At 58.8% G+C, this 15,073-nt stretch carries 23 protein-coding genes; 17 read left to right on the top strand and 6 right to left on the bottom strand.

Annotation, left to right across the window (positions count from 1 at the left end):
- Positions 1–14 precede the first annotated feature (14 nt).
- The 6 genes from PG896_RS05480 to PG896_RS05455 are packed head-to-tail and all read right to left on the bottom strand — an operon-like array spanning position 15 to position 3,044.
- Positions 15–1,049, bottom strand: coding sequence for a conserved phage C-terminal domain-containing protein (locus tag PG896_RS05480; RefSeq protein ID WP_005310225.1), 1,035 nt, complete (start codon positions 1,047–1,049; stop codon positions 15–17).
- Positions 1,046–1,960 (bottom strand): DNA cytosine methyltransferase, encoded by a 915-nt coding sequence (locus tag PG896_RS05475; protein WP_270835482.1) that lies wholly within the window; start codon positions 1,958–1,960, stop codon positions 1,046–1,048. Before PG896_RS05475 ends, PG896_RS05480 begins: the two co-directional genes overlap by 4 nt.
- Positions 1,957–2,121: a hypothetical protein gene (locus tag PG896_RS05470; protein WP_270835481.1), complete on the bottom strand. Its 165-nt coding sequence runs from the start codon at positions 2,119–2,121 to the stop codon at positions 1,957–1,959. The genes PG896_RS05475 and PG896_RS05470 overlap by 4 nt, the downstream gene beginning before the upstream one ends.
- A gap of 53 nt (positions 2,122–2,174) precedes the next feature.
- Positions 2,175–2,393 carry a hypothetical protein gene (locus PG896_RS05465; RefSeq protein ID WP_201035342.1) on the bottom strand — a complete coding sequence of 73 codons (219 nt, stop codon included), beginning with the start codon at positions 2,391–2,393 and terminating at the stop codon, positions 2,175–2,177.
- A 4-nt stretch (positions 2,394–2,397) separates the two neighbouring features.
- A complete protein-coding gene (locus tag PG896_RS05460) occupies positions 2,398–2,787 on the bottom strand; it encodes a hypothetical protein (protein ID WP_064339873.1) in 390 nt (129 codons plus the stop codon).
- Positions 2,788–2,828: 41 nt separating this feature from the next.
- Complete coding sequence (locus PG896_RS05455; RefSeq protein ID WP_005310214.1) at positions 2,829–3,044, bottom strand: Cro/CI family transcriptional regulator; 216 nt, start codon at positions 3,042–3,044, stop codon at positions 2,829–2,831.
- Positions 3,045–3,097: 53 nt separating this feature from the next.
- Here PG896_RS05455 and PG896_RS05450 point away from each other — a divergent pair, with 53 nt between their 5' ends.
- From PG896_RS05450 to PG896_RS05370, 17 genes are all read left to right on the top strand, one after another.
- A complete protein-coding gene (locus PG896_RS05450; RefSeq protein WP_234925412.1) occupies positions 3,098–3,796 on the top strand; it encodes a helix-turn-helix domain-containing protein in 699 nt (232 codons plus the stop codon).
- Between the two features lie 15 nt (positions 3,797–3,811).
- Entirely contained in the window at positions 3,812–4,465 is a 654-nt protein-coding gene (locus PG896_RS05445) for a hypothetical protein (protein WP_005310210.1), read from the top strand.
- A 508-nt stretch (positions 4,466–4,973) separates the two neighbouring features.
- On the top strand, positions 4,974–5,225 hold the full coding sequence (locus PG896_RS05440) for a hypothetical protein (RefSeq protein ID WP_237671881.1): 252 nt from the start codon (positions 4,974–4,976) through the stop codon (positions 5,223–5,225).
- 312 nt (positions 5,226–5,537) lie between these two features.
- A complete protein-coding gene (locus PG896_RS05435) occupies positions 5,538–6,317 on the top strand; it encodes a tetratricopeptide repeat protein (RefSeq protein WP_171269027.1) in 780 nt (259 codons plus the stop codon).
- A gap of 332 nt (positions 6,318–6,649) precedes the next feature.
- Positions 6,650–7,336: a KilA-N domain-containing protein gene (locus tag PG896_RS05430; protein WP_270835479.1), complete on the top strand. Its 687-nt coding sequence runs from the start codon at positions 6,650–6,652 to the stop codon at positions 7,334–7,336.
- A 75-nt stretch (positions 7,337–7,411) separates the two neighbouring features.
- Entirely contained in the window at positions 7,412–7,603 is a 192-nt protein-coding gene (locus tag PG896_RS05425; protein ID WP_270835478.1) for a PA3496 family putative envelope integrity protein, read from the top strand.
- A gap of 2 nt (positions 7,604–7,605) precedes the next feature.
- Positions 7,606–7,974 (top strand): hypothetical protein, encoded by a 369-nt coding sequence (locus PG896_RS05420; RefSeq protein WP_270835477.1) that lies wholly within the window; start codon positions 7,606–7,608, stop codon positions 7,972–7,974.
- Positions 7,971–8,993 (top strand): YqaJ viral recombinase family nuclease, encoded by a 1,023-nt coding sequence (locus PG896_RS05415; RefSeq protein WP_270835476.1) that lies wholly within the window; start codon positions 7,971–7,973, stop codon positions 8,991–8,993. Before PG896_RS05420 ends, PG896_RS05415 begins: the two co-directional genes overlap by 4 nt.
- A 9-nt stretch (positions 8,994–9,002) precedes the next feature.
- The gene (locus PG896_RS05410) at positions 9,003–9,893 is read left to right on the top strand and encodes a hypothetical protein (RefSeq protein WP_270835475.1); all 891 of its coding nucleotides are present in this window, start codon (positions 9,003–9,005) and stop codon (positions 9,891–9,893) included.
- A 49-nt stretch (positions 9,894–9,942) separates the two neighbouring features.
- Positions 9,943–11,160 carry a hypothetical protein gene (locus PG896_RS05405; protein ID WP_270835474.1) on the top strand — a complete coding sequence of 406 codons (1,218 nt, stop codon included), beginning with the start codon at positions 9,943–9,945 and terminating at the stop codon, positions 11,158–11,160.
- A complete protein-coding gene (locus PG896_RS05400) occupies positions 11,157–11,561 on the top strand; it encodes a hypothetical protein (protein ID WP_270835473.1) in 405 nt (134 codons plus the stop codon). The genes PG896_RS05405 and PG896_RS05400 overlap by 4 nt, the downstream gene beginning before the upstream one ends.
- On the top strand, positions 11,558–12,136 hold the full coding sequence (locus PG896_RS05395) for a phage N-6-adenine-methyltransferase (protein WP_270835472.1): 579 nt from the start codon (positions 11,558–11,560) through the stop codon (positions 12,134–12,136). The genes PG896_RS05400 and PG896_RS05395 overlap by 4 nt, the downstream gene beginning before the upstream one ends.
- A gap of 58 nt (positions 12,137–12,194) precedes the next feature.
- The gene (locus PG896_RS05390) at positions 12,195–12,371 is read left to right on the top strand and encodes a hypothetical protein (RefSeq protein ID WP_182954176.1); all 177 of its coding nucleotides are present in this window, start codon (positions 12,195–12,197) and stop codon (positions 12,369–12,371) included.
- A gap of 22 nt (positions 12,372–12,393) precedes the next feature.
- The gene (rdgC, locus tag PG896_RS05385) at positions 12,394–13,332 is read left to right on the top strand and encodes a recombination-associated protein RdgC (RefSeq protein ID WP_270835471.1); all 939 of its coding nucleotides are present in this window, start codon (positions 12,394–12,396) and stop codon (positions 13,330–13,332) included.
- On the top strand, positions 13,329–13,961 hold the full coding sequence (locus PG896_RS05380; protein WP_114522618.1) for a hypothetical protein: 633 nt from the start codon (positions 13,329–13,331) through the stop codon (positions 13,959–13,961). Before rdgC ends, PG896_RS05380 begins: the two co-directional genes overlap by 4 nt.
- Positions 13,958–14,890: a hypothetical protein gene (locus tag PG896_RS05375; protein ID WP_270835470.1), complete on the top strand. Its 933-nt coding sequence runs from the start codon at positions 13,958–13,960 to the stop codon at positions 14,888–14,890. The genes PG896_RS05380 and PG896_RS05375 overlap by 4 nt, the downstream gene beginning before the upstream one ends.
- Positions 14,854–15,072, top strand: coding sequence for a hypothetical protein (locus PG896_RS05370; RefSeq protein ID WP_143237264.1), 219 nt, complete (start codon positions 14,854–14,856; stop codon positions 15,070–15,072). Before PG896_RS05375 ends, PG896_RS05370 begins: the two co-directional genes overlap by 37 nt.
- Position 15,073: the final 1 nt, after the last annotated feature.

Genomic DNA, 15,073 nt, shown 5'->3' with positions numbered 1-15,073 from the left:
GCAGTGCGGTCACGTTAGAGGGGAGTGTCGTCGTCATAGCTGACAGCTCCCGATTCGATGAGACTGCGCGCCTGCTGCTGGGCGGCGGCAATGTTGGACATCGGCTTGCGCTTACCCTCGAAGCCCTCCCACTCGCCGTTCAGGCAGCGCGGGCGACCGATCTGAACCCAGCGTTGGGCGCCAGCTAGGTACCCGGCGAACTTCTGCGGCGCAAACAGGGTCATTGGCCGCAGGTATTCGGCCATTTTCAGGTTTGCGGACCAGTGCTCGCGCTTGAAGTCGATCACCAGTTGCAGATCGGCCACGGAGTAGCCCTCCGCCAGTCTGGCGTTGATGTTCTGCAGGGTGGTTGGCTTGGCCTGATAGCGGCGATTGCATGCGGCGTTGAGGTGGTTCAGCACAGCCAGAGAATCCGCTGATGGCTCTGCCGTTTTTTTAGCCGGTTTTGTTTCGTCAGAAACAGAACAAGAGATCTGTTTATTATCTTCAGAGTTTATATTGTTATTAATGATAAGATCTTCGGCATGATACTCCGCACCTAACTCCGCGCCGCTGAGTTGGCGATCACCCTCTAACCCCATATCTGGCGCGCCCTCAAACTCCGCACCATACTCCGCGCTAAAGTGTTGCGAAACTCCGCGCTGATAAGCGTCGAAATTCAGCAGGCTGATGATGGTGTAACCACTCTTGCCCTGCTTGGTCGTCCTGCTGATCGCTCCCTCCTCCTCGAAATAGTCCAGCGCCCGGCGAGCCTGATCCTCAGATACGCCACACGCTTTCCCGAGCGAACGAGCAGAGCAAGCCAGCTGACCACGATGAATGGTGAGGCGGTTGCCATTGAAGGTGACTTCACGGCTCTCGTAGGCCGCATCCAGCAGCAAATGCAGCCACACGGACTTCTTGGCTACATCCTTGTACCAGGGGGCATTCAGCATCGAGGAGTAAGCGAGGCGGAAGCCATTGCGGGCATTTTCGCTCACGTTGCTACCTCTGCTGATAGGTTTGGAAATGGGGGCGCCTGCCCCCGGGAATTGGATAACGGTGTTCATGCTGCCTCCACCAGAGCCTGAATGATCCGCTTGCCAGCCAGTGGCGGCACGGCGTTGCCAGCCATATGAACAGTCAGCCGGTGGTTGTCTGGGCGCTTGATATCGCGCGGGAAGCTCATTGCCAGCAGGTTTTCTTCTGCCGTGAGCATCCGCATACGGTCGCCGTCCACGACAGCCCAGCGATCGCGGGTGGTGATGGTGCCGATCGGGCGCTCAATGCTTCGCCCAGTACGAGTGTTGCCGTAGTAGCTCATCACGAACCGGTCTCCGTGTACTGCCCTACCGTTAGCAACACGCTCCAGCGTTGCTTCCGCCCGCCCAGGTTTGGCTATTGGTGACCAGCGCCCAGCGTTGAAGTCAATGAACTGCGACGCTGGAACATGGTCCAGCTTCGGCAGGTTCAGGATTAATGGGTTTGCTGAGCGAGTACAGACGATAAACATGCGGATCCGCTCTTGTGGCACCCCGAGATCGGCGCAGTTGACCACATGCGGAGCCAAGGAATAACCCAGCGCCTGCATGGCAGCAGCCCATGCCGGATACAGCGACCAATCAAGGAACTCAGGAACGTTCTCGACGATGGCGGCTTGCGGCCGGTGAAACTCAAGGGCGGACACCACAGCCCACGCCGTTGAGCGACTGGCGTCGTGCTGCGGATTTCCATTTGCCTTGCCGCGAGCTTTGCTGTGCCCCTGGCAGCATGGCGAGGCGAGTAACAGGTCATGGCTCGGTACCTGCGTCCAGTCAGCTTGGTGCAGGTCTTGGCAGATATGCTGGGTGTCTGGGTGGTTTTCACTATGCCAGTGCACAGCTTCCTGCCAGTGATTGGCAGCCCAAAGCACTTCGCAACCGGCCATAACGGCGCCGGTAGACCAGCCACCAAGGCCAGCAAAAAGGTCGATTGCTTTCATGCCGCCACCTCCTGCTCGGTGTAGGCGCAAGCCGGGCACTCAAAGGCGCGGTCATCGTTACCGGATTGCAGTTCACCGCCACACAGCGGGCAGTGGTTGAGGTCATGCGGCAAAGAGTGCGGCAAGGGGTGGCCCCCATGGGCCATGGTTGAATTGGTCATTGTTGGGTCCTGTGGTGTTTAAGCTGCCCGCTGGTGAGGCGGGCAGGGGCTGCTTATGCGCTGGGCTGCGACTCGGCACGCTCCAGGGTGCGGGCTTCCAGCTCGCGGGCCAGGCGGACGGCCTGGCGGTCGGTGCCGGCTGCGTGAGCGGTCGAGATCAGCGGCTCGTCGAGGGCTAGGGCCAGCTCGTGCATGACCGACTTCAGGATGATGTTGTCGCGATCGCTGACGTGCTGGGATGCCGGGCGCGGCGGACGGTGTTGCATAGTCATGGGGTTACCTCCCGAGGACAAAGTTGATGAGTTTTTGCAGGGGGCGCAGCGGGCGCTCCTCGTTGTAGGCGGCCTCGTCTTCTTGGCTGAACTGGAGCAGGCCGCGCTCGGGCAGGCCGGAGCCCTCCAGGATCTCCTCGACGGTCACGGGCGGAAAACCCTGCTCCAGCAAGCTCCGATTGGCCCGTTTCACGGCCCTCGCCAGGATTTGTGGCTCATGTTGAGATATGGCCTTGAGCAGGATCAGCAACGAGGTGCGGGCAAATGCGGTTTCGGTCATGCCACACTCGGCGCCTACTTCCTGCCATACCTGGCGCTGAGCTGGGGTGCCGCGCACCCGCAGCGGGGAGCGGGTGCTCATATTTTCATGATCGGGGAGCGATACTCTTCCCATGGGGTTGGTCCTCTATGTTGGATAGAAAAGCTGGCCGGTGGTCAGGCGGCCTGCTGGGTAGGATGGTCTTGCTCCTTGATCAGGGGGTAATCCTCCAGTCCCAGCCGCAGCTCGCCATTGCTGGCAATGACAAAGCTGACTGCATGCTGGGCTGGAATTACCTCCCCCCACTTCACGGCAAGGCTGCGGGAGATGCCAATCGCTTTCATGGCGCGGGCCATGTTGCCGAAATAGCCGATTACTTCATGTTTCTTCATTGGTCTGGGTCCTGTGCATGGTGACATGCAAATGATGTCCTCTATAGAGAACGATGTCAATCTTCATCGTCTCCCAAAGTGATCAGTCAAGGAATTACAATTTAGTCTCTAAAGAGAACAAGAGGTTATTGATGAAAACTTTCGGGCAACGCCTTGAGGAAAAGCTGCAAGAGTTGGGCATCAGCATGTCTGAGCTTGCGCGCCGTACCGGCTTATCAAAGAGCGTGATTAGCAACACCATCAATAACCCGAATCGTGAAATGCGAGTGTCATCCCTGATTTCCATTGCCAGGGTGCTGAAGGTTGATCCCATATGGCTATACACCGGCCGCAGCAGTGGTGATCTGCTGAACGACATTCAGTTCAATTCGGATAAAGTGCCGGTCTGGACCTTGGATGACGTGGGGAACCTGGCAACAGATATGCTGCCGAACATGAATAGCGGGCGGTATGTGGTGGCAGAGAACCAAAGCCACAGCATTGCCATCGAGGCCACAAACGATCACCTATCAAAATCAGGCATTGTGGCCGGTGATATCTGCATATTCAGCCTGGCCGATCGCACCCCAGAAGAAGGCGCCGTAATGCTGATTAGGCTGGAAAAGAGCGGCCAAGCACGCCTGCTAAGGGCGATGTCAGGAATTGATGGGTGGGTTTACGGTGTAGATGATCCCAGGCTTGGCACGGTCACATCCAGTGAGGCTATCGTGCTTGGTAAGTTGTCAGAACTGAGACGCAGCGAAATAAAATAAGGAGTAATTGCAGACATGGAGGTTTCTGATGTGCTGTTGTTGGCCGTACTTGGAATAGGTGCCTACGTTTGGTTTAACAACAAGACGAAAACAAAGGATGTGACCACCATACGGGAGAGTCACACAGTAAAAACTCCAACTGGGCAAGTCACCTACGAAAGGGTTAGGGAAACTGATTCGCGAAGCATGGACTGGAAGAAAGAGGGGGTTGATAGATTCATGAGTGCCAACAAAGGCCAACCATGCTCAGCGCCAAACATTAACCAGAAGGTTGTAACGGACAACACGCCCCAACAAAAGACCCTTATGCCCTCCTCACCTTCCAATGCGGCAGGCAATAACCTGACAACCACTTATCATGACGTCACGCCAAGGGGTGTGACCATAGAGGCGGTGAAGGTCACCAAGATCACCAGCCAGAGCAAGGTTTGCCAGAAGTGCAACAAGTCTCTATCGCGCTCACATTTCAGACCAAACCCAAACAGTAGTGATGGACTGACGAAGTGGTGTTCGCCATGTATGGATCTCTCACATTCTGATGACCGCCACCATAAAACCTGCCCCCACTGCCAAAAGCGCAGGCTCAAAACAAATTTTGACAAGAACAGCAATCAGCCTGACGGGCTAACAAAATGGTGTCGCTACTGTATGGCGGCATCTAAAAAGTAACCGATGATGTAGACCACTTTATGAACCCGCTTCGGCGGGTTTTTTGTTGCTCAAAAAAAATATCGTTTATTTTAGAGATCGATGTTGACCGCCCGTTCACTAAAGATTACGATTCTCTCATCGTCCTCTTGAGAGAACGACCAAGACCAAAACAACAAGGGGCAGCGTGGAAGGTGGCCAATCGTGGTGAAGGTCTTGGGTAATGCCACACGAACGGTGAGAGCCCGGGCCGGAGACGTAACCGGCAAACCTCCGGATCTGGCGGAGTAAAAAGCCAGCAAAGAATTTAGTACCACCCGGCAACAGGACCCAGCCCCAACCAGGGCAGCAGTGAAGCGCCTGACCAGCGCGTAAGAACGACAAAGCCCGCACAAGGCGGGCTTCGAAGGACCGGGTACCACCCGGTCAGTGAAAGCCGAGGGACCAACCCCAGCAATCAGGACCCAGCATGACGAATCAACTGGGAATTAGCGAGGACCAACTCGCCAACAGACGCAAGGATAACATGATGAAAGTCACTATTTCCAGAGCCGCAAAACGCGCCGACCAGATCGTTGCCGCCATCGCCGACCGCCTGAACGGCAACGCCACCCGCCGCCGAACCATCAAGCAACGCTTGGCGGTTGCCATGATGGCCACCGAGCGGCACCAGCTCGTCGCCGCCCGCGCCGCCCAGTCTGCCAAGGTGCGCACCCTGACCGCCATGAAATGCCGCGCCCTCCTCCACTGGCGGGCCGAGTTCCACCGCAACGCCATCTGACCCGGGTCTGGCGCTTCCCTCATAGCGCCGTAGCCAAAGCCTCTTTCGCAAGCACCGCAAGGTGGCTTTGGCTTCGCTCACGCCAAATTTGGCTGGGCACGCTCTTTAACAGTCTGGAACCGGCTCACAACCACGAATCCCAATGCCGGTAAGGATGCGCCGATACCCCGTTCAATCCGGAAGGCGGTGCGTGAACGTGAACGCAGGCCACTGGCAACAGTGGCCAGCCTGGAGCCCCTTGCATCAGGGGGTTGCAGGCTGACAGCCGCCCCAAACAGATCCATAATGCCCCCTTCGAAACAAGGAGGGGTTATGAATCGAGTCGGGGGTTGGATCGGAGCGGTGTTGCTGGGGTTGACGTTGCTGGTGATGCCAGTAGCGCAGGCAGAACCCAGTGCTGCTGACATGGCAAGGGTCATCAAACAAGCTGAGGCTGGCAACAGAGAGGATCAATACTTCCTTGGGCTTAGCTATGACATAGGTAAAGGCGTGCCACAAGACGATAAGCAAGCTGTAATTTGGTACCAGAGGGCTGCAGATCTAGGCCATGCTGATGCTCAGTACTTCTTGGGGCGGATGTACGAAGATGGCAGAGGTATCACTAAAAATTATAAACAAGCTGCATTCTGGTACAACAAGTCGGCCGCGCAAGGGGAGCTCGAATCACTGTTCAGTCTGGGTCTCATGTCAGTCAATGGGTTAGGGGTTTCACAAGACGATAAGCAAGCGGCATCTTGGTTTCGCAAGGCCGCAGAACTTGGTCACGTGCGATCACAGTATAACTTGGGGGTGATGTACAGCGAAGGTCGAGGAATGCCGCAAGATTATAAGCAAGCAGTTACCTGGTTCCGCAAAGCTGCTGAGCGTGGTGATGAAATGGCGCAACATAACCTTGGCGCCATATACTCTCGCGGGGAGGGCGTTCCACAGGACTTTGTTAAATCATATGCTTGGTATTCCGTAGCAGCAGCCAATGGTTCCAAGCAATCCAGCGAAGCGCGTGACAATGCTGCACAACGCCTTACCCCAGACCAACTCACCAAAGGCCAAGAGTTGGCCGCCAGCTACTTCGAAAAATACCAACCAAAGTAGTCGCCACAACGACCACCAGACCAAGCCCAGCAACTGCTGGGCTTTTTCATGGATTGACAACCATGCCAATGTTTCTAGATACTATAAAAGCAACGGCAAAATCCGTTGCCGGGATTGGTCTCCCGATGAACTAAAGCGCACAACACGCGCCAGCGTGTTTTTTTATGTGCGGCCCAGTAGTACCCGCAATTTCAGTTATGACGGGCTGGGCAGGAGCCCCTTAGGGGGCGCCGGTTTCTTTGGTTCCCGGTAAGACCAATCCTGCTCAGTTCGTCACCAGTAAGATTGGTCTCTTCGGTGGCGATTCATTTTTGAACCGAAGGAAATCAACTATGAACACTCAGCTCACTGTTGCCAATCACTCCATATCTATTACTGCCAACGGCATGTACAACCTCAACGACCTGCATAAAGCCGCCATCGCCCAAGGCAAGGCCACCGCATCGCACAAGCCCAGCGAGTTCAAGCGCTTCCATAGCGACTTTATTGCGGCGGTAGAAGCCAAAGCGGGCCTGCCCGCTTTGGTAACCACTAGGGGTGGTAACAGGCCGGGCACATGGGCTGTTGAATTGGTCGCCATGAAATATGCGGGCTGGATTGATACCACTTATGAAGTCGATGTTTACGCTGCCGCTCAAGCCGCCCGCCGCAGCGAAAGCGAAGCGCTGCACCGCCAGCTTGCCGAGCTGACTGATAATGACATCCCCTTCCCGCCCGTTGCCAGCGAACTGCACAAATGCAGCGGGCAGCAACTAGCCAAGGCCCTCTGCCACAAGCTGGGCGCCACCCGCTACATGCTCAGCATCGAGCCAGACAGCGGCAGCATGAGCGGCCGCCACGGCGGGGATAGCCTCACCCTCTGGCCGGTTGCCGACTGCGCCCACGTCATTGACCCCACCGACCCGCGCGACATGCAGCGCATGCTCGACCTGATGAGCAATGACGACCTGGCCGACCTGATGAAGCTGACCCTGGCTTCCGTCACCCGGCGCACCAAATCGCTGATGCAGCCACGCTAACCAGCGCCAGTTTCAACCAACAACCCCAGCCCTCGTGCTGGGGTTTTTGTTTTTAACCACCACAGGACCCAGACCATGAAAAATCTGACCGAAGCCCAGGTGATGGGCTTTCGCGGCGCAATGGTGCCACCCACCCGCCGCAAGTACCACGTAGATGCCGCCCCATCCGCCGAGCAAAAGCGGATGGCCAAGACCAAAGCCGCCACCCGCCGCGCCATCGAGGAGTATCACGAACGGCGCACCCTGCGACTGGAAATGGAGATGTAGCCATGACCAACGAAACCGCCCTGCTCGCCCTGCTGGAGAGCCGCGAAGCCGAGGCCAACGCCAAGGCCGAGTGGATCGCCGAGTGGACCGCAGCCAACCGCCCTCTGCTGCTGGCTGGCCAGCTCGAAACTGACTTATCGACCCTGCTGCGCGAGGTGAACCACGACCAGGACCTGCAGCTCAACCAGGCGATGTTACTGCTGATGACCGAGGTCGAGCCCGCCCCGTTGATGCAGCTCACCAAGCAGTTGATGGACGCTGCCCTGGCCGCCATGGCCGAGGAAGCATGGGGTTGTCACACCGCCGACCTGCAAACCGCCATGAGCGAGGAGCAGTGGGAGCAGTACCAGGACAGGAGGAATGCAGCATGAACGCACCCGCCAACACACTGACAATGCGCCAGCAACACCAAGCCTACTGCGAGAAGCTGCTGGCAGACATCGACCAAGCAGCCCTGAGTCCAGACGAGCAGTGGCACCTGCGCCGCCGGCTCGGCATCGGAGGATCCGAGATCGGAACCATCCTTGGCCTGAACAAGTATCAGACACCGTTCGACCTCTGGCTGATCAAGACCGGTCGCAAAACCCCGGATGACTTGTCCGACAAGCCCGCCATTCACTGGGGGCACAAACTGGAAGCGGTGGTTGCCGATGAATACGCCGAGCGTACCGGGCAGCTGGTGACAGTCGATGACACCCACTACCAAGCAGAAGTGGCCCCCTGGATGGTAGGCAACGTTGATCGGATGGTCGGTGAGCACAAGGTACTGGAGTGCAAGACCGCCAGCGGGTTCGCCGCCAAGAAGGCTGGTTTCGGCCCAGGCAACGTCTACGACGAGCGCGGTAACCTCATCACAGCGTGCGATGAAGTGCCAGAGAGCTATCTGCTCCAGTGCCAGCACTACATGCTGGTGACAGGAAGGCAAGAGTCTGATTTGGCCGTGCTCATCGATGGGCGTGACTACCGGATTTACACCATTCCGCGCAATGAGGATCTGATCGCCGCAATGGTTGAAGCAGCAACCAACTTCTGGTTTGACTGCGTGATCGCCGACCTGCCGCCGGAGGGGGCAGCTCAGCTTGAGGCTGTGGAGCAAGATGCCGCAGCGGAAGTAGTTGAGGCTGACAGCGAGGTGATGTCGCTCATCATCGAGCGCAAGGAGCTCAGCGAGGCGATTACCGAGCTGGAAAGCCAGAGGAAGGAGGTGGACGGCCAGATCCAGGGCTTCATGGGTTCGGCGCAGGTGCTCAGTCGCAACGGCGCAACCATGGCCACTTGGAAGCCGGTCACCACCAATCGTTTTGACTCCACAGCCTTCAAAAAGGCAGACCCGGCAACTTATGCCGCATACACCAAGCCATCCACTTCCCGCACGTTCCGGGTCAATTAAGGGGTAACCATGAATAACATTGCAACCATCACTCAAAACAAGGGCGGATTCCTCATGGAGCCGCAGAACCTGCAAGAGGCCATGCAGCTGGCAGATATGCTGGCCAACTCCAACCTTGTGCCAAAGTCCTATCAGGGGAAAGCCGGGGATGTGCTGGTCGCCTGCCAGTGGGGCTCTGAAATTGGCCTGAAGCCGCTGCAAGCCCTGCAAAATATCGCCGTCATCAACAACGTGCCTGCGGTATGGGGTGACGCCCTGGTAGCACTGGTGCGCGGCTCCGGCCTTTGCGAGTACATCAAGCAGGACTGGGACGCTGCCACCAAGACAGCCATATGTAGCGTCAAACGCCGTGGCGAACCGGAAGAGACCCGCACCTTCTCGGAAGAAGATGCGCGCCTCGCTGGCCACCTCAACAAGGACACCTACAAGAAGAACCTGCAGCGGATGCTCTCCATCCGCGCCCGAGCCTTTGCGCTGCGCGATGTGTTTGCCGACGTGCTCAGGGGTCTCAAGGTGGCCGAAGAGGTCGAAGATTACCCGGTGGAGAAAGAACTCAATTCTGCGCCTACCGGCGTCCCAGCAGCCAAACCAGCCAGCCGCACCAGCGCCGTGCTGGATCGCATCAAGTCAGCCCGCCAAACAGCTCCCACCGAGCAGCAGGCATCCCCGGCCGTTATTGACGCTGAACCACAGTCGGACGAGGCCGACCACGCCAACGCCTACGCCGACCACTGCGCCGCCATCGAGGGGGCATGTGATACCACCGAATGGCAGCAGGCATACACCACCGCCTGGACCTGGGCCAACGAAACCGGCGACCAGAACATCATCGCAGGTATCAAGCAGATCGCCGGCGAGCGCAAGAAGCAGCTCAGTACCGGGCACAGCGCCCAGCAATAACCAACAAGGCCCGCTCACTGCGGGCCTTTTCAATCCCAGAGGACCAACCATGACCACGCTGAACCCCAGCGAGGCGACCAGTCTCGCCCTGCACACCCTCACCAGCCAGATCCGCAACATCCTGCTGATGCCGGATGGCCCGGCCAAAGCCGCCATTGGCAGCTTTGAAACCCTGCTCACTGCCAACCTGACCATGATCAGCGAGGCGGCCAACGCCCACATCGACGAGTTCAACACCCTGATCGGCGAGCTGGAAGGCCGGGATGGCGAGCTGCTCACCCAGGCTGCCCTGGTCAGCCAGCTGCGCCAGCAGGTAGCCGAAGCCGAGCAGCGCATCGTTGCCGCACGGCAAGAAGGCGCCGCCGAGCTGGAAGCCAAAGCAGGCGAGCTCTACAAGGCGCAGCGCGCCCTGAACGAGATTGAGGCCAAATTCAGCGCCCTGCAATTCACCTCCCGCCAGACCGATCGCCAGCTGGCTGACCTCAAGGCCATGGACCCGGCAGGAATGAAGCGCCGCATCAAGGAGAAAAACGACCAGCTGGAGCTTCAGCGCACCGCGATCGCCAAGCACAAGAGCAATGAGGCCGCCTACCGCGCCGAGGTGCTGAAACTCGAGCGCCGCATCAAAGACCTGCTGGATGCCATCAACGAGCAGGATCGTGAGCTGGAAAGCCGCCACGGCGTCATCATGGAGCTCGAGATCTGCCGTGATGCCAAGCTGGTCTGGTTCAAGCACCTTGCCAAGACCTACAAGGGCGAGGACGGCACGCTCTGGAATGTCTACCTGGTGGATCACGGCCTGCAGTCAAACCTCCCCTACCTCATCAATGACCTCAACTGGAAGCTGCACGCCATGAAATCCGATGGCTCCGGTTGTTCGGTCATGCTGAGCCAGTGGATGAACCCCATCTACCCGACTCCATATGGTGCTGGGGTACCGGACAAGATGACCCGGGATATCTTCGCCTTCATGCAGGAGGCGCTGGAGCAGAGCCACCCCCACCTGCAACCCCGCACCGAATGGGCCAAGACAGTCAGCATCCATGAATGCGGCCTACCGCCGCGCACCATCAAGCCGCTGGAAGAGGCCGGGATCGACACCCTCTACAAGGTGATGAGCCACCAGGGGAACAAGCTGGACAAGGTGAAGGGGATCGGCCAGAAGCTGGTCGGCCAGATCGTCTATGCCTGCGAGCTCAAGGTGAAGCTGTGGGAGGAGCAGTTCGCCGCCAGCAAGCAGGAAGAGCAACACCAGGAGGCAGCATGAAACCGAAGATCGAGAACCGAGCCATGCAGGCAATCCTCCGGTATGGCGAGACGCGACAGGAAGTCGAAAGGCTCACCGACGAGATCGCTTTTGAGCTGGGACAGTGCCCGCAGGAGGCCGACTACCCGAAACGCCCGCATCTGATCGAAGCCTACACGGCGACCACCACCGAGGATCACTATGGCGGCCACCAGTCAGAGCGCCGGCTAACCAGCGAGGAGGCTGCCGAATACCTAGACGAGATCGCGAGCAGCGGGATTTGTGGGCACTGCCGAAAGGCCCACACCCTGATCCAACAGCGCAAGAAGGCTCGGATCCGGCACGGTCGCGCCAAGGCAACCATCACCAAACTTGGCCGAGAGCTCCTTGAGGTAAATGCAGCAGGAGGGGAGGTAGCATGAGCGACTACCGCGGCTCTACCACTCCAGAAGCCACCCGCGACATGACCCAGACCCCGCTCTGGCTGTTCCGGGCGCTGGATCGGGAGTTCAACTTCGCCCTCGATGCCGCCGCCCTGCCGGAAACGGCGCTCTGCGAGAAGTTCCTGACACCGGATATCGACGCCCTGAGCGTGGACTGGGGCGACTTTATCAGCCCGTCAGTGCGCTCGCCTTGGGCATGGCTCAATCCGCCCTACTCCGATATCGGGCCGTGGGTGGAAAAGGCCATCGAGCAGCATGGGTGCGGCATCGGCACCGTCATGCTGGTCCCCCAGGACACCAGCACCGAATGGTATCCCGGTATGCGCGCCAGCGAGGTGCGGCACATCACCGGCTACCACGATGCCAATGGCAAGTGGCGCAACGGCCGGGTGAGCTTCATCAACAAGGCCACCGGCGAGGAGATGAAGGGCAACCCCAAGGGCTCCATGCTCCTCATCTTCGCCCCAAACTGGCGCGGCGAATGCCGGATCCGCGATGTCAGCAAGCTGACACTGCTGCTGGCAGGAGCAGAGCCCATCAGCGCTGCCGCCTGATACCCCCAACCCATCCACCGCCATCCCCACAGAAACGGTGGGCAAGTCGAGGAACCCCATGAAAGCCACGGAAAACCCCTACTGCGGTGCAGTAGTCATCGGGTTGGGCGTCGTCATGCCCGATCCCAAGCAGCCAGGCAAGTTCGTTCTGCCAGGCGGCATCACCTGCGACAGGCAAACCGCCGAGGCCGCAGCCAAGAAGATCCACGACCTGCTGGCAAAAGCCCGCACCTAACCAACCAAAAGGATCCCTGACCATGAATCACTCCGTACTCAAATCTGCCAGTGTCTACAGCGCCAAGCTCCCCGCCATCAACGCCATGCGCGAACACCTGGCCGAGCTTGCCTTCACCCCGCTCACTGAAAACCAGCTCAGCTGCGCCGGGTTCGAGAACAATCAGGTGACCGGCGAGCTGGTTACCAACCTGCCAGGCGTTGGCTTCTCATTCGTTGTGCGCCAAGACAACAAGCTCATCCCGACCAAGATCGTCAACCGCAAGCTTAAAGAGCGTGTTGATGCGCTGGTCACCTCCGGTCTGCGTGAGAAGGTTACCCGCAAAGAGAAACTGGCCATGAAGGACCAATTGATTGTTGAGATGGCCGCCACGGCTGAATATGAAACCACGCTCACTCACGCCTTGTACGACCAGAGCAACGAGTTGCTGTACCTCAACACCACCACCAAGCGCCCGCTCAAGGTGGTCATGCACCTGCTGGTGAAGTGCATGGGCTCCCTCAAGACCCAGACCATCCACATCGACGACATCAAGATGGGGATCAGCAACCGCCTGAAAGACTACCTGACCGATAGTGCAGAGCGCCCGGAAGCGCTCGGCCCCTTCTCCCCGCTCCAGTTCGTCAAGCTCAAGTCTGCCGACACCGCGCAAGAGATGGTGACCTTCAAGGGCATGGATCTCAACGGGGATCGCGCATCCGATGTGGTTTCCCTGCTGGAAGCTGGCTACCAGGTGGAAGAGCTGGAGCTGTGGCACGAACCCATCAGCTTCAAGCTGAACAGTGATTTCAGCCTGCGAGCCATCGCCATGCCGGATTACGACTCGGACGATGACGCCGATGACTACGCCCACCACTGGCGCCAGTGCAACGCTGCAAACCTCATCCTGCTGTCGAAGGCCATCACCGACCTCTGCACCATGATGGACTACCAAGCCCCTGCAGAGGAGAAGGCGGCATGAGCGACTTCAAGAACGCCGTGCTGCGATTGGATCAGCGTCACGACCTGAACGACTGCAACGCTACCATCGATGTTGATGGGCACAGCGCGATTGCCGAGGTGGTGGTCAGGATGGAAGGGCATACAGAGGACTCCCCTGAATTGGTAGCCTTCGCAGGGCGTCTGGTTGCTTGTTACAACCTGCTGGACGGCTACGACACCAAGGAGCTGGAGGGCGTGAGCCTGGCCGAGTTTGTGGCCAAGCAGGCTTACCTCAACGAGATGACCACCAATGACGGGCTCAACATCTCCATGTCAGGCATGGCGCTGCAGATGGTGGCGGCATCGTTCGCCGGACAGTTCAAGGCCAACGGCGCCACCAACTACCTGGAGCTGAGCGGCAGCCATCCGGAAACAGGCCCCTTCACCATCACCATGCAGCGCACCCATGGCCTCACCCCGGCGCAGAAGCTGGCCGCCATGACCAAGCAGCGGGATGTGCTGCGCGAAGCGCTGAATGGCGTGGTGGGCGTGATGAACAACAGCCAGGGCGTGGCCGGCTGGCACATGAACGGCGACATCGCCACCTGGGACGAGCTGCTGCCGGAGGTGGCCACCGCCCTCGAATTTGTGGAAGGAGAGCAATCGTGAAGCGATACGACCTTGAGCTGACCGCCACAGGGCCGGTTATGGAAGAACGCAAAGAGGGGGCATTTGTCCCCTTTTCCGAAGTAAGCGGGCTGGCTGATACGGTCATGAAGATGGGCGACCGCTGCCAGTTGCTGGCCGACCTGTTGCGAGAGGTAACCCAAATAGTGCCGGCGATAGGGGTGGCAATCGACGATCTGCCGGCTGTTGATGCCTTCCTTGAGCGCATCGAGGCGGCACTGGCAGGCCAGGCGCTGGAGCGCATCGGCAGCAACGCACTCGCCATGATGATGGATGAGCTGCACGACATCTGCGTAGGGTTAGACGCACCTGGAGGTGCGCAGAACGGCGCGGAAGCGTGGGATCAGGTTAAGGGTGCTCGCGACAGAGTGCTGGCCGGCCTGCATCAGGATCGTCCTGACACCGAATGGACTGATGCCACTACCTCACCGGTCGCCGCCGACTACCGCGAACTGCAGGAGCAGAACGACCAGCTGCAGAGCCGACTCAAGGGGGCATTGGATCTGCTGCATGAACTGCGTGAAGGTGCCGAGATTCACCTGCACAACTGCAAGATTTGCAAGAACGAGGAGGGTGTAAACAACTGGACTGGGAAACTCCAGCGCATCGACGCGCTGCTGGCTGGCCATGTGCCGGAACCGGTCTATTACATGCGCGACAACCACACATTCAAGCGCTTGAGCGATGATGTGGATACTGCAATCACAGAGATCGAGGCGGAGCTGGACGCTGGGTGGACAAGCGGCATGTTGTGCAGCAAGCGCAAGGGATTTTCCTCTTTGCATGCGAACTATCGGCGCCCACGCGAAGAGTTCATTGCTGACTGCCGCGATGCTCTGCTCGCTGCCGCCCCCAAGCCGGAAGGAGGTGAGCCGTGCGCTATAGAGCCCCCATCATCCAGCCCGGCCTGACCCGCACCGAAGCCGAAGAGACCCGCGCCAGATACCTCCGCATCAACCCCGGCGCCCGGGTCACCATCGACAGCCAACCCGATAACCCCCAGCTCAAGACCCTGATAGCCCACCTCCCCGTCCTGCCGTTCAGGCAAGTCATGGATCCCGGCTTTATCGGGTACCGGGGCTGGCGGGCATAAC

This window comes from Aeromonas sp. QDB30, assembly GCF_027707645.1.
GTDB lineage: Bacteria > Pseudomonadota > Gammaproteobacteria > Enterobacterales > Aeromonadaceae > Aeromonas > Aeromonas caviae.
The sequence above is the reverse complement of the archived record's forward strand: the minus strand, read 5'-3'. Positions and strand labels throughout refer to the sequence as shown.